This is a genomic window from Streptomyces sp. NPDC033180 (genome assembly GCF_055577645.1).
Genome location: NZ_JBVIPU010000012.1, coordinates 1 through 19,323 on the forward strand (window position 1 = coordinate 1; position 19,323 = coordinate 19,323).

Sequence of the window (19,323 nt, forward strand, 5' to 3'; positions counted from 1 at the left end):
GAACGGTGGCTCGCAGAGACAGCCGACCGGCCGAGGCGTCGCCCCTCCCCGCACCAACTGCGCACCGGCTCACGTGACGGCCGCCCCCGACGAACCAGTCCGCACCCGCTTGACGACACCCTCATCCATCCCCGAGCCGACCGCGCACCCCGCCACCGCCGGGTGCCCTGCGACGAACCAGTCCGCACCCGGCAGGAAAGCCGGGCGGCCCCACGGGAGTCTCCGAGAGTCTCGCCCCTGGGCCGTCCGGTCGTCTTCCCTCGCGCGGTGGAGGGACGGGTGTCAAGGGTGGAGCGCAGCGGAATCGGCGCAGCCGACGCGTAGCGCAGCGGAGCGCCCTTGACTCCCGGCCCGCAACCGCCAACCTCGCGACAACCGGATGGCCCCGGCACACAGCAACGCCCCCGGTACAGCAGAGCCGTCCCCAAGTGTGACCTTCGCCTCCCCGAGGCGGGACTGGGCAGCATAGTTACCGGCAAGTAGCATGGAGCTCGGAAGCGCGCCGGCAGGCGCACCCGCACCCTGGAGGAGAGCCATCGTGCCTCGTACCGTCAGGGACGTCGTCTTCGTTGATGGCGTCCGCACCCCGTTCGGCAAGGCGGGCCCGAAGGGCATCTACCACGAGACCCGTGCGGATGACCTCATCGTGAAGGCCATCCGGGAGCTCCTTCGCCGCAACCCGGCCCTCGACCCCGCCAAGATCGACGAGGTCGCCATCGCCGCGACCACGCAGATCGGCGACCAGGGTCTGACGCTGGGCCGCACCGCCGGGATCCTGGCGGGCCTGCCCCAGTCCGTGCCGGGCTACTCCATCGACCGCATGTGTGCGGGCGCCCTGACCGCCGTGACGGCGACCGCGGGCTCCATCGCGTTCGGCGCGTACGACGCCGTCATCGCCGGTGGCGTCGAGCACATGGGCCGCCACCCCATGGGCGAGGGCGTCGACCCGAACCCGCGGTTCGTGAGCGAGAAGCTCGTCGACGAGTCCGCCCTCTTCATGGGCATGACCGCCGAGAACCTGCATGACCGGTATCCCACGATCACCAAGCAGCGTGCCGATGCGTACGCCGTGCGCTCGCAGGAGAAGGCCGCCAAGGCGTACGCCAACGGCAAGATCCAGCAGGACCTCGTGCCCGTCTCCGTACGGCGGACCAATGAGGAAGCCGGTGAGACCGGTTGGGGTCTTGCCACCGCCGATGAGCCGATGCGGCCGGGGACCACGCTCGAGAGCCTCGCCGGTCTCAAGACGCCGTTCCGTACGCACGGCCGCGTCACCGCCGGCAACGCCGCGGGCCTCAACGACGGCGCCACGGCGTCGATCATCGCCTCCGAGGACTTCGCCCGCGAGCACGACCTGCCGGTCAAGATGCGGCTTGTCTCGTACGCCTTCACCGGTGTCGAGCCCGAGGTCATGGGGTACGGACCGATCCCCGCCACGGAGAAGGCCCTCGCCCAGGCCGGGCTCTCCATCTCCGACATCGGTCTCTTCGAGATCAATGAGGCCTTCGCCGTGCAGGTGCTCGCCTTCCTGGAGCACTACGGCATCGCCGACGACGACACGCGCGTGAACCAGTACGGCGGCGCCATCGCGTACGGCCACCCCCTCGCCTCCTCCGGCGTGCGTCTGATGACGCAGCTGGCGCGGCAGTTCGAGGAGCAGCCGGACGTCCGTTACGGCCTGACGACGATGTGCGTCGGCTTCGGCATGGGCGCCACCGTCATCTGGGAGAACCCGAACCACAAGGACGCCGGAGGCGACAAGTGAGCAGCTCCACCACCGAGCTTCTGAAGGGTGCGGCCGAGCTGTTCCCCGACGAGGTCGTCACGCAGGCGCACGTACGCCACCTCGACCTGCCCGCGGGCGCCGGGCGCTTCGCGCTCATCACGCTCGACAACGGCTTCGACCACACCAAGCCGACCACCTTCGGTCCCGGCTCGCTCGCGAACCTGAACGCCGCGATCGACCAGGTCGAGAAGGAGGCGGCCGAGGGCACGATCGTCGGTGTCGGTGTCACCGGCAAGCCGTTCATCTTCGCCGTCGGCGCCGACCTCAAGGGCGTCGAGATCCTCAAGCGGCACGAGGACGCGCTCGCCATCGGCAAGGGTGGGCACGAGGTCTTCAAGCGGCTCTCCGGGCTCGCCGTTCCCTCCTTCGCGTACTACAACGGTGCCGCGATGGGCGGCGGTGTCGAGGTCGGTCTGCACTGCTCGTACCGCACCGTCTCCAAGGCGCTGCCCGCCTTCTCGCTGCCCGAGGTCTTCCTCGGCCTCGTGCCGGGCTGGGGCGGCTGTGCGCTGCTTCCGAACCTGATCGGTGCGGACCGCGCGGTCTCGGTCATCATCGAGAACTCGTTGAACCAGAACCGTCAACTCAAGGGCAAGCAGGTCTTCGAGCTCGGCATCGCGGACGCGCTCTTCGAGGGCGCGGACTTCCTGGAGCAGTCGCTGATCTGGACGGCCTCCGTCCTCAACGGCTCGCTCACGGTGGAGCGCCCCGAGATCGACCGCGGCGAGGCCTGGGACGCCGCTGTGGCGCGTGGCCGTGGCATCGCGGACTCCAAGGTGCACGGCGCCGCCCCGGCCGCCTACCGCGCCCTGGAGATCATCGCGGCCGCCAAGGACGGCGACCTGCAGAAGGGCTTCGACGCGGAGGATGTCGCGCTCGCTGACCTCATCATGGGCGGCGAACTGCGCAGCGGTATCTACGCGTTCAACCTCGTCCAGAAGCGCGCCAAGCGCCCGGCGGGTGCCCCGGACAAGAACCTGGCTCGCCCGGTCACCAAGGTGGGCGTCGTCGGCGCCGGTCTGATGGCCTCGCAGCTCGCGCTGCTCTTCCTGCGCCGTCTTGAGGTGCCGGTCGTGCTGACCGACATCGACCAGGCGCGCGTCGACAAGGGCGTCGGCTACGTCCACGAGGAGATCGACAAGCTCCTCCTCAAGGGCCGTGTCAACCAGGACAAGGCGAACCGTCTGAAGGGGCTCGTCTCCGGCGTGCTCGACAAGGCCGAGGGCTTCGCCGACGCCGACTTCATCATCGAGGCCGTCTTCGAGGAGATCGGCGTCAAGCAGCAGGTGTTCGCGGAGGTGGAGGCCGTCGCCCCGGCGCACGCGATCTTCGCCACGAACACCTCGTCGCTCTCGGTCTCCGAGATGGCGTCGAAGCTGAAGCACCCCGAGCGGGTCGTCGGCTTCCACTTCTTCAACCCCGTCGCGATCCTCCCGCTCCTGGAGATCGTGCGCGGCGAGCAGACGGACGACGCCTCGCTGGCCACGGCCTTCGGTGTCGCCAAGAAGCTGAAGAAGACCGCGGTCCTGGTCAAGGACGCCCCGGCGTTCGTCGTGAACCGCATCCTGACCCGCTTCATGGGCGAGATCCAGAACGTCATCGACGAGGGCACCCCGGTCGCGGTGGCCGAGAAGGCCGTCGAGCCGCTGGGTCTGCCGATGTCGCCGCTGGTGCTGCTTGAGCTGGTGGGCCCTGCCATCGGCCTGCACGTGTCGGAGACTCTGAACCGCGCCTTCCCGGAGCGCTTCACGGTCTCGCCGAACCTCGCGGCGGTCGTGAAGGCCGGCAAGCGCGGCTTCTACGTCTACGACTCCGGCAAGCCGGAGCTGGACCCCGAGGTCGCCGCTCTCCTCAAGCAGGGCGACACCGTCCTGACCGAGGAGCAGACCCGCGACCGCGTGCTCGACGCCGTGGCGCAGGAGATCGGCCTGATGCTCGACGAGGGCGTCGTCGCCGAGGCGCAGGACATCGACCTGTGCCTGATCACGGGCGCCGGCTGGCCCTTCCACCTGGGCGGCGTCACGCCGTACCTGGACCGGGCCGGTGTCAGCGAGCGGGTCAACGGCAAGCGGTTCCTGGCGCCGGGCGTGGCCAGCGTGCCCGCGTAGCACCTCCGTATACGGGTGATGCCCGGCAGGCCAGGTGGCCTGCCGGGCATCACCCGTTTCGCGCGCCTGCTCACACCCGCGTCCACGCCTCCAGCGCGAGCCCCGACTCCGCCTTCTGGCGCGCGAGCCGCAGCGTGCCGTCGATGCCGATGGCCGCCATGACCACGCGGCCCTGCGCGTCCAGCGCCAACGTCGGGGAGCCCCGGCAGGGTTCACCCGTCTCGGCCCACCAGACGCCCGCCTTCTCGTCCTCCGTGGGGTAGGCCGCTATGACGGGCCGGCCGTCCGCGCCGCGGTGGGCGAGGACCGTGCAGTCGTGTCCCTCGATCGTCGCGCGGATGGCTGCCGTGTGGCCGGTGTCCGGGGCTCCGCCGAGGGGCCGTGTGTCCTCGTCCTCGCAGCGGTGGGCGAGTACGCCTCTGCCGCGGGCGTCGGTGGCGTAGTACGTGAGGCGGTCCGGGCCCGTCTCCAGGGCCGTGCCCGAGCCGGGGGACGGGGGCAGCGGGATGTCGTCGGTGCGCTGGAAGTCCGCGCCCTGCTTCTCCTGGGCCCAGTGCAGCGTCTTGTTCTGTGCCGGGCCGAAGATCTCCACCCGGCCCGTGGAGGTGGCTACCGCCGTGATGCCGTCAAGGACCTCGCGGACCTTGAAGTCCTTCCACCCCTCCCACTTGCCGCCCTTGCCCTCGCGCCGCAGCCGGACGCTGTTCACCGCGTCGCGCACGAAGACGTGGACCGTGCCCGCGGCGTCCACGGCGGCGGTCGGGGCGCCGAGGTGCGGGGCGCGCTCGACCATCTTGGTGTGCGGGTTGCCGAGCGAGCGCCAGTCCATGAGCGGGCGGCCCGACTGGTACTGGATGCTGTGCACCACGTCGACCTCCGTCCCGCGCTTGCGCAGGCCGATGAAGTGGACGTATCCGTCGGCCCCCTGGGCCAGGGTGAGGTGTGTCAGGTCCGGTGCCTCGAAGAACTCCGGGCCCGACCACTCCGGGCCGCCGGGGCGGGTCTCCGTCCAGCGCAGCAGGCCCTCGCCCGCGCGGGCGTACGCGGTGAGCCTGCCGTCCCCGCCCCGCAACAGCCAGCGCCCTGTCGCGAGGGTGCCAGTCGCGGCGCAGCCAGCTGCGACCTGGCGGGAGGACTCTTCCTCGGGCCTGGGGGCGGACCTCTGCGGCATGACTCGGCGTCGGCCTTCCTGCGAGTGGTCGTCTGCTGCGGCCGGCCTGTGACCGTGGCCGCCTATGGCCATAAGTCTACGTTTGACGCACGCGGCTTCCGGCCGGGGCCCGGCCGCCGGTGTGCCAGGGTTGCGCCATGAGAACTCTCCTCGTCGTGGACGCCGCCAACGTCGTCGGCTCCATCCCCGACGGCTGGTGGCGCGACCGGCACGGGGCCGCCAAGCGCCTGAGAGATGGGCTCGTTGCTTACGCCGCCGAGGGTATCGCCGGGCATCCGGGGCCGCTGGATGTCGTACTCGTCGTCGAGGGGGCCGCCCGGGGTGTCGAGTCCGTCGAGGGCGTACGGGTGGTCTCCGCGCCCGGCAGCGGGGACGACCGCATCGTGGAACTGGCCGCCGAGGCCGCGGGCCGTCCGTGTGTCGTCGTCACGGCCGACCGCGAGCTGCGCCGCAGGGTCGGCGAGTCGGGGGCACAGTGCGTGGGCCCCCGGACGGTGCGCGACGCCTGACCTCTTCGCGGCTCGGGCAGGGCGGGCCCTGATGGGGCCGAGTGGGTCTCGCACGGCTCTCCGTCGGGCGCGGCGCGGGGATGCGACCGGGTGGCACAGGATCTCCGGCGGGACACTCTTCCTCGCCGCCCCGCGGCGGGAGCGGGGACGGGACATCTGTCTCGCCCGGGTCGCGCGCGAGACGGCGGTGCACCCGGACCTGCCCGGGGGACTCGCGCCCGCGTCACCGCTCGGCTCGCGCGTACACCACCGCTCCCCCCACCCGCGCCACCGGCTCGTACCCGACCGTGAGGACCCGCCGCAGGGACGGCAGCCGGCCCGGGGTGAACGGCTTTCCCCGGGAGTCGTCGACGACGACCGCCGGCGGGTGTTCCCTCAGTTCTTGGCGGAAGACCCGCCAGGAACCCTCGACCGCGTATCTCTCGCCCACCTGTGGCCCGTTTCTTCCCCCGCTGTAGTTGGTGAGCAGCCCTGCTGTCAGGTACCGGCTCGCGGGAGAGCGGTCGGACAGCCAGTACGCCTCCGGGTGTATCCCCCAGAACAGCACCTTGTCCTCGGGTGCCGTCTGCGCGCGAACGGTCTCCGCCAGGCGCGTGGCGTGCGCCAGCTCGGGGCGCGGCGCGAGCATCCCCCAGGTCAGGAACAGTGCGCACGCGGCGGCGGAGACCGACACCGCCGTCCACGTGCGCTCCCGGGGCAGGATCTGGAGCGCGGCCGTGCCCAACAGCGCGAGGGGCGGGGTGAGTTGGAGGTAGTAGTGGCCGAAGAAGTGGAAACCGACGAGGACCGCTCCCGCCGATGAGGCGAGCCAGAGCCACAGTTCCGTGGAGCCCGTGCGGGCGACGCGCAGGACCCGTACGACGGGCGGGATGATCCCGGCGCAGGCCGCGGCGAGGATGGCCCCGTTCGTCAAACCCCGGAAGAGAACGTGGAGTTCGGAGCCCGTGAAGGAGGCGTACGCCCCTGAGCCGGTCACCGTCCAGAACAGGAACCCCGCGGGATGCGTGACCGCCGCCGCCGCGAGGACCGGGGCGGTCAGCCCAACTCCCAAGCGCAGTACGTCCCTACGGGCGCCGCCCGCCTGCCACAGCAGCCACGCCACCGGCACCAGGACCGCTCCCCCGGTCTGCTTGGCCAGGAACGCGCAGGCGACCGCGGCGCCGGCCGCCCCCCAGCGGCGCCGGTCCGCGCACCAGAGGGCGGCTGCCGTGCACGGCAGCATGAAGACCTCGAAGGTGGCCGCCTGGGCGTCCTCGGGGTTCAGGCCGACCGAGACGAGGAGGTAGAGCACGCCCGCCGTGCGGCCCGCGCCGTCGCCCCAGCGGCGCCGGGCGATGCAGACGAGGAGCACGGCGGTCAAAAGCTGGGCCACCACCGCGAGCATCTTCAGCGGGAGCAGCGTCCCGTCGCCGAACAGCGCGAACGCCCCCTCGTACAGCCAGGGGACGAGCGGCGGCTTGCGGTCGACGACCGTTTCGTAGAGCTCTCCCCCGTCGGCCAGCATCCTTGCCTGGACGGCGAGATAGCCCTCGTCCGGGCTCCACAGCGGCCACCGGAAGGAAGGGATCCGGGTGACGCAGGCGAGGGCGGCCAGCAAGGGGAGCAGACGCGGCCAGTACGGCGCACAGGGGTGTTCCCTCTGCGGACGCGGCGACCGGAGCCCGCGTACGGAGCGTAGTGAGGCGGAGGGCTCGGCGAGCATGGTGAGCACGCTATCCGGCCCCGCAGTCCCTTCCTTACCGGGACATACGGGGCCGGGTGATTGGCCGGAAGTGACCGATGCGATTACCGGACGTCACCGGCCGGGGGCTGCGTCCCCTGCTTGCCGAGTTGCTTGCCGAGCCGGCTGTGCGAGCGCCCGTACACGAAGTAGACGACGAAGCCGAGCGCCATCCAGACGGCGAACCGCAGCCATGTCTCGGCCGGCAGGTTCAGCATCAGCCACACCGAGGCGGCCACCGAGAGAATGGGCACCAGCGGCACCAGCGGGGTGCGGAAGGCGCGCGGCAGGTCCGGGCGGGTGCGGCGCAGGATGATGACGCTCAGGGCGACCACGACGAAGGCGAAGAGCGTGCCGATGTTCACCAGTTCGGCGAGTTCGTCGAGGCTGGTGAAGCCCGCGAGGATCGCGATGAGGACGCCGAGCAGGATGGTCGGCCGGTGCGGCGTCCGGTACTTCGGGTGGACGTGCGAGAAGAACCGCGGCAGCAGTCCGTCGCGGCTCATCGCGAAGAAGACGCGGGTCTGGCCGAGCAGCAGGATCATGCAGACGGTGGTGAGGCCGACGGCGGCGCCGAAGCTGATCACGCCTCCGTAGAAGGGATGCCCGGTGGCCTTGAAGGCGTCGGCGAGCGGGGCGTCCACCGACAGTTCGCTGTAGTGCTGCATGCCCGTGACGACGACCGACACGGCGACGTACAGGACGGTGCAGATGAGGAGCGACCCGAGGATGCCGCGCGGCATGTCCCGCTGGGGCAGCTTGGTCTCCTCGGCGGCGGTGGCCACGATGTCGAAGCCGATGAAGGCGAAGAAGACGATGGAGGCGGCCGTGAAGATGCCGAGCACGCCGAAGTTGGTGGGCGCGTAGCCGAACATCAGCTGGATGAGCGGGGAATCGATGCTGTTGCCCGCAGGCACTTCCTCCGCCTTGGGGATGAACGGCTTGTAGTTGTCGGCGTCGATGAAGAAGGCGCCCGCGATGATGACGATCAGGACGACGGCCACCTTGATGGCGACGATGACCGTGGTGACGCGGGCGGAGAGCTTCATCCCGAGGACCAGGACGACCGTCAGGACGAGCACCAGCGCGGTGGCGAGGATGTCGAAGCTGAAGCCCTCGGCGGCATCGGGCCCGGAGAGCGCCGCGGGCAGCTCCCAGCCCGCGTTGTCCATCAGCGAGCGCACATAGCCGGACCAGCCGACGGCGACCACCGCGGTGCCGAGCGCGAATTCGAGCACCAGGTCCCAGCCGATGGTCCAGGCGGGCAGCTCGCCGAGCGAGGCGTACGAGAACGTGTACGCCGAACCGGCCACCGGCACGGTGGAGGCGAACTCCGCGTAGCAGAGCGCCGCGAGGGCGCAGACGACGCCGGCGACGGCGAAGGCGATCGCGGTGGCGGGCCCCGCGGTCTCCTTGGCCACCGCCCCGGTCAGCACGAAGATGCCGGTGCCGATGACGACGCCGACACCGAAGACCGTGAGATCAAGGGCGGACAGCGACTTCTTGAGCTGGTGCTCCGGCTCCTCGGTGTCCTGGATGGACTGCTCGATGCTCTTCGTTCTGAAAAGGCTGCTTGCCACGGACGTACCTCCACGCTTGTCGTCCTCGACATGATCGAGAGGGCGGGTACCCCGTAGGCCCCGGCGCGAGCCTATTCACGCGAATGGGCCGGTTCCACCACCCGTACAGGGTGTCGGAACCGGCCCATCGGCGGTGGTCGTTGACGTCAGTCGCGCGCGGGCTCCCCGGCTTCGACGGAGTCCACGGCGGCCGTGCGCTCGAAACGGCCGTCCAGCTTGGCGACGAGACCGGTCACCTGGCGTGCGATGTCCGGGGCGGTCAGGCCGATCTCGGCCATGATCTCCTTGCGGGACGCGTGGTCCAGGAAGCGCGGCGGGATACCGAAGTCGCGCAGCGGTACGTCGACGCCCGCGTCGCGCAGGGCCTGGGAGATGGCCGAACCGACGCCACCCGCGCGGGAGTTGTCCTCGACGGTGACGACGACGCGGTGCTTCTCGGCGAGCGGGGCGAGCGCCTCGTCGACGGGCTTGACCCAGCGGGGGTCGACGACCGTCGTCGTGATGCCCTGCTTGTTCAGGAGGTCGGCGATCTCCAGGCACATGGGAGCGAGCGCGCCCACGGAGACCAGGAGGACGTCGGGGTGGCTGGTGCCCGCCTTGCGCAGGATGTCCATGCCGCCGACCTTGCCGACGGCCTTGACCGCCGGGCCGACCGCGCCCTTCGAGTAGCGCACGACGGTCGGGGCGTCGTCCACCTCGACGGCCTCGCGCAGCTGGAGGCGGACCTGGTCGGCGTCGCGCGGGGCGGCGATCCGCACGGTCGGCACGCACTGCAGGATCGACATGTCCCACATGCCGTTGTGCGATGCGCCGTCCGTGCCGGTGACGCCCGCCCGGTCCAGGACGAAGGTGACGCCGCACTTGTGCAGGGCCACGTCCATCAGGAGCTGGTCGAAGGCGCGGTTGAGGAACGTCGCGTACACGGCGAAGACGGGGTGCAGGCCGCCGGTGGCGAGGCCGGCCGCGGAGACGGCCGCGTGCTGCTCCGCGATGCCCACGTCGTAGACCCGGTCGGGGAACGCCTTGGCGAACTTCTGCAGGCCGACCGGTTGGAGCATGGCGGCGGTGATCGCGACGATGTCCTCGCGCTCGTGGCCGAGCTTGACCATCTCCTCGCCGAAGACGGACGTCCAGTCCATGCCGCCCGCGGCGATCGGCAGGCCCGTGTCGGGGTGGATCGGGCCGATGCCGTGGAAGTGGTCGGCCTCGTCCTCCTCGGCGGGCTTGTAGCCGCGGCCCTTCTCGGTGATGCAGTGCACGATGACCGGGCCGCCGAAGCGCTTGGCGCGCACCAGCGCGGACTCCAGCGCCTCGATGTCGTGGCCGTCGATGGGGCCGACGTACTTCAGGCCGAGGTCCTCGAACATGCCCTGCGGGGCGATGAAGTCCTTGAGGCCCTTCTTCGCGCCGTGCAGCGTCTCGTAGAGGGGCTTGCCGAGGACCGGGGTGCGCTCCAGGAGGTCCTTGCCGCGGGCCAGGAAGCGCTCGTAGCCGTCCGTGGTGCGCAGGGTCGCCAGGTGGTTCGCGAGGCCGCCGATGGTGGGGGCGTACGAACGCTCGTTGTCGTTGACGACGATCACCAGGGGGCGGTCCTTGGCGGCGGCGATGTTGTTCAGCGCCTCCCAGGCCATGCCGCCGGTGAGCGCGCCGTCACCGATGACGGCGACGACGTGGTCGTCCTTGCCCCGCACCTCGTTGGCCTTGGCGAGGCCGTCGGCCCAGCCGAGGACCGTGGAGGCGTGCGAGTTCTCGATCACGTCGTGGTCGGACTCGGCGCGCGAGGGGTAGCCGGAGACGCCGCCCTTCGTGCGCAGCTTGCCGAAGTCCTGGCGGCCGGTGAGCAGCTTGTGCACATAGCTCTGGTGGCCGGTGTCGAAGAGCACCTTGTCCTGCGGCGACTCGAAGACGCGGTGCATGGCGATGGTGAGCTCGACCACGCCGAGGTTGGGGCCGAGGTGGCCGCCTGTCTTGGACACTGCGTCGACGAGGAAGGCGCGGATCTCGCCGGCCAGCTGGTTCAGCTCCTCCAGGCTGAGCCGGTCCAGATCGCGCGGTCCCCTGATGCGGGTCAGCAGCGGCACCCGTGCCTCCTTGCAGTAGAGCTGTTCGAGCGGTGACCGGAATGTTGCCGGGCCTGTTGAGTCTAATGTTCCGCCGTTGCGGACGGCGTCCGGGCCGTGAGTTCCGTATCACGCGATCGGCGGTAGACAGCCGGTGGACAGAGAGCTGCCCGGCACCGCGCCATTGCGGTGCCGGGCAGCCCTGGTCGAGGTTCTGGCAGGTCAGGCGCGGCCTGCCGTCTTCTGGGTCTTGCGGGTCACGGAGTCGATCACGACCGTGGCGAGCAGTACGCCACCGGTGATCATGTACTGGACCGGCGTCGCGATGCCTTCGAGCGCCAGGCCGTACTGGATCGAGGTGATGACCATGACACCCAGGAGGGCGTTCCAGGTGCGGCCCCGGCCGCCGAAGAGGCTGGTGCCGCCGATGACGGCCGCCGCGATGGCGTTCATCAGGAGGTCACCGGTGCCGGCGCCCTGGTTGGCGGCGGCGATCTTGGAGGCCATGAAGAGGCCGCCGGCCGCGGCGAACGTACCGGCGATCGCGTAGACCGACGTACGGATCAGGGTGACGTTGATGCCCGCGCGGCGGGACGCCTCGACGCTGCCGCCGAGGGCGAAGACCTTGCGGCCGTAGCCGGTGCGGCGCAGCACGAAGTCGGTGCCGACCAGGACCACCAGGAAGATCACCAGGGCGAGCGGCAGGCCCTTGTACTGGTTGAACATGATCGCGGCGGCGAAGGCCACGACGGCGAGGACCACCGTGCGCACGATGATCTCGCTCAGCGGCCTGGAGGGGACGCCGGCCGCCTCGCGGCGGCGGCTGTCCAGGAAGGAGGCGAGGAAGAAGGCCGCGACCGCCACGACCGCCAGGCCGTAGGCCGCCGCGACGTCCGTGAAGTAGTACGAGGTCAGCTTGGCGATCAGGCCCTCGGAGTCGAGGTTGATGGTGCCGTTGTCGCCCAGGATCTGGAGCATGAAGCCCTGCCAGAACAGCAGGCCCGCCAGGGTGACGGCGAACGCCGGGGCGCCGATCCGCGCGAAGAAGAAGCCGTGGATGGTGCCGATCACGGTGCCGGAGAGGATGGCGACGATCAGCGCGATCCACTCGGGTGCGCCATGGGTGACGGCGAGCACGGCGGCGACCGCGCCCGCGACACCGCTGACCGAGCCGACCGACAGGTCGATCTCGCCGAGCAGCAGTACGAAGACGATGCCGACCGCGATCATGCCGGTGCCGACCATGGCGACGGAGATGTTGCTGAGGTTCTCCGCGGTCATGAAGCGCGAGTTCATCGAGGCGAAGATCGCCCAGATGATGATGAGGCCCGCGACGACCGGGATGGAACCCAGGTCACCGGCGCGCATCTTCCGCTTGAACTCGGTGATGTAGCCCGCGAAGCCCTGCTCGCGCACGAGCAGGCGGGGGTCCACCGCGGTGACGGCGTCGGCGGCGGCCGCCGGGGCGTCGACGGATGCGTCGCCGGGCGTGGAGGTCTTGTCGATGCTCACTTCTGGGCCTCCCCATTGCGCGCCGCGCGACGGGTCACGGCATTGTCCGTGGCGCCCGTGATGGCGGAGATGATCTCTTCCTGCGAGGTGGCCTTCACGTCGAAGACTCCGTTGTTCCGGCCGAGCCGGAGCACCGCCACCTTGTCCGCGACGGCCTTGACGTCCGCCATGTTGTGGCTGATGAGAATGACCGCGTGGCCACGCTCGCGCAGCCGCTCCACCAGGTCGAGGACCTGGGCGGTCTGCTCGACGCCGAGCGCCGCGGTGGGCTCGTCGAGGATGACGAGCTTGGGCTCACCGAGCATCGAACGGGCGATCGCCACCGTCTGGCGCTGACCGCCGGAGAGCGAGGCGATCGGGATGCGGACGCTGGGTATGCGGATCGACAGCGTGGTGAGGAGCTCGCGGGCGCGGCGCTCCATCTCGACCTCGTTGAGCACGCCGCGCCTGCGCAGCTCACGACCGAGGTAGAGATTGCCGACGACGTCGATGTTGTCGCACAGCGCGAGGTCCTGGTAGACGGTCGCGATGCCCAGGTTCTGGGCGTCGTGCGGCTTGTTGATCTGGACGGCCTTGCTCTCCCACTCGATGACGCCGTCATCGATGGGGTGCACGCCGGCGATCGTTTTGACCAGCGTGGACTTTCCTGCGCCGTTGTCGCCGACCAGGGCGACCACCTCACCGGCGTGGACCTCAAGCTCGACGTCGGTGAGCGCCTGGACGGCACCGAATCGCTTGGAGACCCCGCGCAACGCCAACACGGGCGTAGCGGACACGTGAACCATCTCCTTCGCCGCCTGACCGGCGGGAGGTTGAACAGAAGAGAACGAGAAGAACCAGAAGAAGCAGAAGAAGCAGAAGAACGGGAAGTACGAGAGAGGCCGAAGAGCGACCTGAGCGCGTTTCTGTCCGGCGCCCCGCCTATAGCTGCGGGGCTGGTGGAGCGGGGCGCCGGACAGGCCTCAATGGTGGCGAAGTCCCGTGTGATCAGCGGGACTTACTTCAGGCCGACCTTGCCGCAGTCGGCCTTGTACTTGGCCGTGCAGATCTCGTCGACCGCGTAGATACCGTCCTTGATGACGGTCTCCTTGATGTTCTTGTCGGTCAGCGAGACGACCGGCACGAGCACGGTGGGAACGTCCTTGGCGGTGGGGCTGTCGACGGTCGTCTTGGCGATCGAGTCGAGCTTCTCGCCCTTGCCGAGCGCGACGGCCATCTTCGCGGCGATCTCGGCTTCCTGCGGGTAGGACTTGTAGACGCTCATGAACTGCTCGCCCGCGACGATGCGCTGCACACCGGCGAGTTCGGCGTCCTGTCCGGTGACCGGGGGAAGCTTGCTGACGCCCGCGGCCTTGAGGGCGGTGATGATGCCGCCCGCCATGCCGTCGTTCGCGGAGTAGACGCCGTCGATCTTGTCCTTGCCGAGGGCCGAGATCGCGCCCTCCATGTTGGCGTTGGCGTTCTCCGGCTTCCACTCCTTGGTGTCGTACGACTTGCCGATCTTGACCTTGCCCTTGAGCTCGGCCTCGGCGCCCTTCTTGAAGAGCTTGGCGTTCGGGTCGGTGATCGCGCCGTTCATCATCACGACCGTGCCGCCCTTGGCCTTGTCGCCGAGAGCCTCGATGAGGGCCTTGCCCTGGACGTGACCGACCTCTTCGTTGTCGAAGGAGGTGTACGCGTCGATGGGGCCCTCGGCAAGGCGGTCGTACGCCACGACCGGGATACCCGCGTCCTTGGCCTTCTTGACCGAACCGGCGATGGCCTTGGAGTCCACCGCGTCCACGATCAGCACGTCCACCTTGTTGGTGATCATGGTGTCGGCCTGCTGGTTCTGCGTGTTCGCGTCCTGCTTGGCGTTGGCGTAGGTGACCTTGGCCTTGCCGTCGGTCAGCTCCTTGACGTGCTTCTCGATCAGCGGCTTGTCGAACTTCTCGTAACGCGCGGTCTGGTTCTCCGGCAGGAGCAGACCTATGTTCAGCGCGTTGCCCTTCTTCGAGCCCGAGCCCGCTTCGTCCTTGTCACCGCCGGACTCCTTGGCACTGCCACAGGCGGCGAGGGTGACGGCCATGGTGCTGGCGGCAACGGCAACGGCGGCACGACGCATACGCGTGTTCATTTGGGAACCTCCCTGACGTGGCCGCGTCGTTGCGGCCGAGGTGGCTCGAAGTCAACTCGGCCGCCACACCAGCGTCAAGGAGTAAATCCTTAACGAGATGACAACGGTGCCATGCGTTATCTAAGTGAAGGCAGGTGCGGTCACAGGCAGCGAACCGTCCAAAAGGGTCGAATCGCCCATCTCGCTGAGCGCGAGCGCGAGCGCGCCGAGCACCTCCGCGCGGCCCCCGAGCGCCCCGGGAAGCACCGACAGCTGCCGCGCCGCGCTGGGGATCGCATAGCGCCCCACGGACTCCCTGATGGGCCCGAGGACCAGCTCACCGGCCTCCGCGAGGTCACCGCCGAGGACGACCCTGCTGGGGTTCAGGAGGTTGCAGAGGTTGGCCACGCCGCTGCCGATGTGCCGGCCGACGTCGGCGATCACGCGGCGGCAGCCGGGGTCCCCGTCGCGCGCGAGGGCGACGACGCGCTCCATGGTCAGCTCGGTGCCGTGGCTGGACTGGAGCAGCGGCAGCACATAGCGGGCCGCCGTGAAGGTCTCCAGGCAGCCGCGGTTGCCGCAGCGGCAGACCGGGCCCGACTCGTCCAGGGTGATGTGCCCGATCTCGCCCGCGGTGCCGCCGGGCCCGCGGTAGATCCGCCCGCTGATCACCAGGCCGGCGCCGACACCGCTCGCGACCTTGATGTACGCCAGGTCCTTGACCCCGCGGCCGCTCCCCCAGACCAGCTCGCCGAGCGCGCCGAGGTTGGCGTCGTTGTCGACGTGCACGGGGACGCCGATGCGGTCCTTGAGCTCCTCGGCGGGCTTGGTGCCGGTCCAGCCCGGCAGGATCGAGGTCGAGCCGAGCGTCCCGGACTCGACGTCGATGGGCCCCGGCACGCCGAGGCCGATGCCCGCGATCTTGCCGCGGTCCACGCCCGTCGCCGCGATCAGCCTGCTGACCAGCTGTTCGGCGCGGTCGAAGCCCTGCGCGGCCGACGCGTCCACGTCCAGCGGCTCGGACTCCTCCGCGAGCACCTGGTGGGCGAGGTTGCCCACGGCCACGCGCAGGTGCGTATGGCCGAAGTCCACGCCGATGACGATGCCCGCGTCGCCGCTGAGCGAGACGCTGCGGGCCCTGCGGCCGCCTGCCGAGGTGGGCGTGACCTCGACCGTTCCGCCGTCCTTGAGCTCCCGGACGATGTTGGAGACCGTGGCCGCGGACAGACCCGTCGTCCTGGCGATCTCCGCCTGAGTGAGCGATCCGGCGAGCCGTACGGCACGTACGACCCGCTCGAGATTGGCCCGGTGCAGCGACGACTGCGACCCCGGAGTCTCCATTGACTCAGCCACCCTTTTCGGTATGACGTAACGGCACCTTCGCCGCCCGTACAAGTTGTGAACTCCAAGCTCTGCTGAAGGGGTTAGCGCAGTCAAGTCCTTGACGGAAATCGACGCTTCTCAACAGCGGACAGGCCGGGCCCAAGCGGCGAGGATGCACCCCAAACCACCCAGACCCGGCCTGTGCGGGCCGATCCGTTACTTGACCGATCCCGCGGTGAGACCCGAGACCACGTGCCGCTCGATGAAGGCGAACAGCACGATGACCGGCACGATCGCCACCACGGACGCCGCGAAGAGGTAGTTCCACTCCACGGTGTAGGCGCCGATGAAGTTGTTGATTCCCACGGTCAGCGGTTGCTTGTCGGGCTCGGTGGTGAGCGTGAGGCCCATCACGAACTCGTTCCACGAGGTGATGAAGGTGAAGATCACCGCGGTGACCACGCCCGGCAGCGCGAGCGGCAGGGTCACCTTCACCATCGCCCCGAACCGGCTGGTGCCGTCGACCATGGCCGCCTCCTCCAGCTCCGGCGGGATGGAGCTGATGTAGGCGGTCAGGATCCACACCGCGAACGCGAGGTTGAACGCCGCGTTCGTGATGATCAGCGTCCAGACCGAGTTGAGCATGTCCAGCTGGTGGAACTCGCGGTAGAGGCCGACCAGCAGGGCGGTGGGCTGGAACATCTGGGTGACCAGGACGAGGAGCAGGAAGATCTTGCGTCCGCGGTAGCGCATGCGCGCCGTGTAGTACGCGGCGGGCAGCGAGACCAGGAGCACCAGGAGCGTCGCCCCGCCCGCGACGAGGAGCGTCACCTGCAAGTTCTGGCCGAGCTCGGACTCCCTCCACACCTCGATGAAGTTCGACCACTCCAGGTTCTGCGGCAGATACGTCCGGTCCCGCAGCTCGCTCTTGGGCCGGAGCGCGGTGATCACCATCTCCAGGTACGGAGCCAGGAAGATCGCCGCCAGGGCCCAGGCGACCACGGTGATGACCAGTGTGCGCGGCCGGAACGTGCGCTTGGCCCTGGGCCGGGGCGCGGGGCTCTTCGGGGACCCCGCGCGGGTCTCCGTCGCCGTGGCCATCAGTCCTCCTCGTTCCATCGGCTGACCTTCAGGAAGATCAGCACGAGCACGACGACCATCGCGAAGTTGACCACGGACATGGCGGCGGATTCGCCGATGTCGGTCTCCTTCAGCTTGTACATGAACACCATGGTCGTGGAGGTGTCATAGCCGGGACCGCCCTGCGTCATGGCCCAGATGATCGGGAAGGAGTTGAAGACGTTGATGAGGTTGATGACCACGCCGACCAGGAACGCGGGCCGCAGCATCGGCAGCGTGATGTGCCGGTACGTCTGCCAGCCGCCCGCTCCGTCGATCCGCGACGCCTCGTAGACCTCGCCCGGGATGGTCTGCAGGCCGGCGAGCAGGGTGTACGTGGTGAAGGGCAGCGACACGAAGATCGCGACGGCCATCATCCACGGCCAGGCCGTCTCCGGTTTGCCGAGCCAGTCCTTGGACCTGTCGATGAGGCCGAGGTCCAGCATCAGCGTGTTGAGCACGCCCGCGGTCTGGTTGAGCATCCACTTGAAGCCGATGGCGGTCATCAGGACGGATGCCGCCCAGGGCGCGATGAGCGCCCAGCGGGTGACGGTGCGGCCGGGGAACTTCTGGTTGAACAGCTGGGCGAGGGCCAGCGAGAGCAGCATCGTCACGGACACGACGACGACGGTCCACACGACCGTCCAGAGCAGGACAGCCCCGAAGTCGGTCTCCTCGAAGAGCTTCTTGTACTTGTCGGTCCCCGCGCTGCCGCGCACGATGCCGGCGATGGAGATGTTGAGGAACGAGGTGCGGATCAGTTCGACGACCGGCCAGATGACCACGGCGAGGATCAGCAGGATGACGGGCGCTATCCAGGGCAGCGGGCCGAGCCGGGCGATGCCACTGCGGCGGCTCACCGGCCTGGATGCGCGCCCGCTCCGTCCCCGGCCGGTGTCGGCCGGGGGCGGAGGGGCCTTCAGTGACACAAGGTCTCCTAGCGAACGGGATGGAGGGGGCGAAGTAGGGCTGTCTGCCCGCTACTTGCTCTCGGCAGCCGCCGCCTCCGCCTTCTTCTGCAGATCACCGAGGACCGTCTTCGGGTCGTCGCTCGCGGCCTTGCCGCCGGTCTTCTTCATCTCGGCGGAGATGACGTCCCAGGCGGTGTCGCCAAGGGGGTAGAACTTGGCGTTCGGCAGGACCTCGAAGAACGGCTCCAGGTCCTTGTGCTTGCCGTTGGTCTGCATCGTCTTGAGCGCGTCCTGGGTGACGGGCATCAGGTTGTACATCTCGTCGAACGCCAGCATCTTCTTGGAGTACGTGAAGTCCAGGAACTTCTTGACGCCTTCCTTCTCGGCGCCGCCGTCCTTGAACGCCATCATCCAGTCGGCCACACCGAGGGTGGACTCCAGCGGTGCGTCCTTGCCGGGGATCGGCGCGACGCCGTAGTCGACCTTTCCGTCCTTGGCCATCTGGATGAGGCTCGGGTGGCCGTTGAGCATGCCGACCTTGCCGGCCGCGAAGTCCGCGAAGGCCGTCTTGCGGTCGGTGGAGGCCGGGTTGGAGTACGTGAGGCCGGGCTTGACGAGGTTCTTCTGCAGCCAGTCGAAGGTCTCGACGTTCTGGGCGCTGTCGAGGGTGTACTTGCCGCTCGCGTCGGTGTAGCCACCGCCGTTGCCGAGCTCCCACATCATCGACTCGCCCTGGGTCTCCTCGGGGCCGAGCGGGAGGGCGTACGGGGTGTCGGCGGCCTTGGAGGACTTGATCTTCTTGGCAGCCGCGGCGACCTCGTCCCAGGTCTTGGGCGGCGTCTTCACGCCCGCCTTCTTCAAGACGTCCTTGTTGTAGAACATGACGCGGCTGGAGGAGACCCACGGGATGCCGTACTGGGTGCCCTTGACCTCGCCGGCCTTGGCGAAGGTGGGAATGAGGTTCTCCTGCGTCTTGGGCGAGAGGACCTCGTCGGCCTTGTAGAGCAGGTCGTCCGCGACCTTGTCGGCGTAGCCACCGGTCTGCAGGAGGTCGGGCTGGTTGCCCGCCTGGATCATGTTCTTGACGGACTTGTCGATCTCGTTCCAGTTGATGACCTGGACGTCGACCTTGTAGCCCTTGTTCTCCTTCTCGAACTCCTTCTTCACGCCGTCCCAGTACTTCTTGGAGGCGTTGGAGGCCTTGTCGCCGTAGTCCGCGGCGACGAGCTTGATGGTCTTGCCGTCGCCGCTGTCGCTGTCACCGCCGCACGCGGTAAGACCCATTGCCATGGCGAGCGTTGCCGCACCGGTGGCGATTACTCGATTCCTCATGCTGTTCAACCCTTCGACATCGGTGTCGACTTGAACGCGGGCAAAGGACCCCCCGCGGCGCCGTGGCGCCGACATTACTCACGGCCGGAATTGCCGC

Annotated in this window: 14 protein-coding genes; 3 read left to right on the top strand and 11 right to left on the bottom strand. The window is 69.1% G+C overall.

Going from position 1 to position 19,323, the window contains the following annotated elements:
- The first annotated feature begins 538 nt into the window (after positions 1-538).
- Positions 539-1,765, top strand: coding sequence for a thiolase family protein (locus ACZ5WE_RS27615; RefSeq protein ID WP_399389455.1), 1,227 nt, complete (start codon positions 539-541; stop codon positions 1,763-1,765).
- Positions 1,762-3,894 carry a 3-hydroxyacyl-CoA dehydrogenase NAD-binding domain-containing protein gene (locus ACZ5WE_RS27620; protein ID WP_467688208.1) on the top strand — a complete coding sequence of 711 codons (2,133 nt, stop codon included), beginning with the start codon at positions 1,762-1,764 and terminating at the stop codon, positions 3,892-3,894. The genes ACZ5WE_RS27615 and ACZ5WE_RS27620 overlap by 4 nt, the downstream gene beginning before the upstream one ends.
- A 70-nt stretch (positions 3,895-3,964) precedes the next feature.
- Here ACZ5WE_RS27620 and ACZ5WE_RS27625 read toward each other — a convergent pair whose 3' ends face one another.
- A complete protein-coding gene (locus ACZ5WE_RS27625; protein ID WP_467688210.1) occupies positions 3,965-5,065 on the bottom strand; it encodes a PLL family lectin in 1,101 nt (366 codons plus the stop codon).
- A 137-nt stretch (positions 5,066-5,202) separates the two neighbouring features.
- On the opposite strand from ACZ5WE_RS27625, the gene ACZ5WE_RS27630 reads away from it, so the two are divergent.
- Positions 5,203-5,574 carry an NTP pyrophosphohydrolase gene (locus tag ACZ5WE_RS27630; RefSeq protein WP_467688212.1) on the top strand — a complete coding sequence of 124 codons (372 nt, stop codon included), beginning with the start codon at positions 5,203-5,205 and terminating at the stop codon, positions 5,572-5,574.
- A gap of 223 nt (positions 5,575-5,797) precedes the next feature.
- On the opposite strand, the gene ACZ5WE_RS27635 is transcribed toward ACZ5WE_RS27630, so the two are convergent.
- From ACZ5WE_RS27635 to ACZ5WE_RS27680, 10 genes are all read right to left on the bottom strand, one after another.
- Positions 5,798-7,276 (bottom strand): ArnT family glycosyltransferase, encoded by a 1,479-nt coding sequence (locus ACZ5WE_RS27635; protein ID WP_467688214.1) that lies wholly within the window; start codon positions 7,274-7,276, stop codon positions 5,798-5,800.
- Between the two features lie 83 nt (positions 7,277-7,359).
- Positions 7,360-8,874 carry an amino acid permease gene (locus tag ACZ5WE_RS27640; protein WP_467688216.1) on the bottom strand — a complete coding sequence of 505 codons (1,515 nt, stop codon included), beginning with the start codon at positions 8,872-8,874 and terminating at the stop codon, positions 7,360-7,362.
- A gap of 146 nt (positions 8,875-9,020) precedes the next feature.
- A complete protein-coding gene (dxs, locus tag ACZ5WE_RS27645) occupies positions 9,021-10,955 on the bottom strand; it encodes a 1-deoxy-D-xylulose-5-phosphate synthase (protein WP_467688218.1) in 1,935 nt (644 codons plus the stop codon).
- 201 nt (positions 10,956-11,156) lie between these two features.
- Positions 11,157-12,446: a sugar ABC transporter permease gene (locus ACZ5WE_RS27650; RefSeq protein WP_467688220.1), complete on the bottom strand. Its 1,290-nt coding sequence runs from the start codon at positions 12,444-12,446 to the stop codon at positions 11,157-11,159.
- Positions 12,443-13,231, bottom strand: a complete 789-nt coding sequence (locus tag ACZ5WE_RS27655; RefSeq protein WP_467688222.1) for an ATP-binding cassette domain-containing protein — start codon at positions 13,229-13,231, stop codon at positions 12,443-12,445. The genes ACZ5WE_RS27650 and ACZ5WE_RS27655 overlap by 4 nt, the downstream gene beginning before the upstream one ends.
- A gap of 212 nt (positions 13,232-13,443) precedes the next feature.
- Positions 13,444-14,562 carry an ABC transporter substrate-binding protein gene (locus tag ACZ5WE_RS27660; RefSeq protein WP_467688224.1) on the bottom strand — a complete coding sequence of 373 codons (1,119 nt, stop codon included), beginning with the start codon at positions 14,560-14,562 and terminating at the stop codon, positions 13,444-13,446.
- 120 nt (positions 14,563-14,682) lie between these two features.
- Positions 14,683-15,882, bottom strand: a complete 1,200-nt coding sequence (locus ACZ5WE_RS27665; protein WP_467688226.1) for an ROK family transcriptional regulator — start codon at positions 15,880-15,882, stop codon at positions 14,683-14,685.
- A gap of 198 nt (positions 15,883-16,080) precedes the next feature.
- Positions 16,081-16,965, bottom strand: coding sequence for a carbohydrate ABC transporter permease (locus ACZ5WE_RS27670; RefSeq protein WP_467688228.1), 885 nt, complete (start codon positions 16,963-16,965; stop codon positions 16,081-16,083).
- Positions 16,965-17,843 (bottom strand): carbohydrate ABC transporter permease, encoded by an 879-nt coding sequence (locus ACZ5WE_RS27675; RefSeq protein ID WP_467688230.1) that lies wholly within the window; start codon positions 17,841-17,843, stop codon positions 16,965-16,967. The genes ACZ5WE_RS27670 and ACZ5WE_RS27675 overlap by 1 nt, the downstream gene beginning before the upstream one ends.
- 120 nt (positions 17,844-17,963) lie before the next feature.
- Entirely contained in the window at positions 17,964-19,226 is a 1,263-nt protein-coding gene (locus tag ACZ5WE_RS27680) for an ABC transporter substrate-binding protein (RefSeq protein WP_467688232.1), read from the bottom strand.
- Positions 19,227-19,323: the final 97 nt, after the last annotated feature.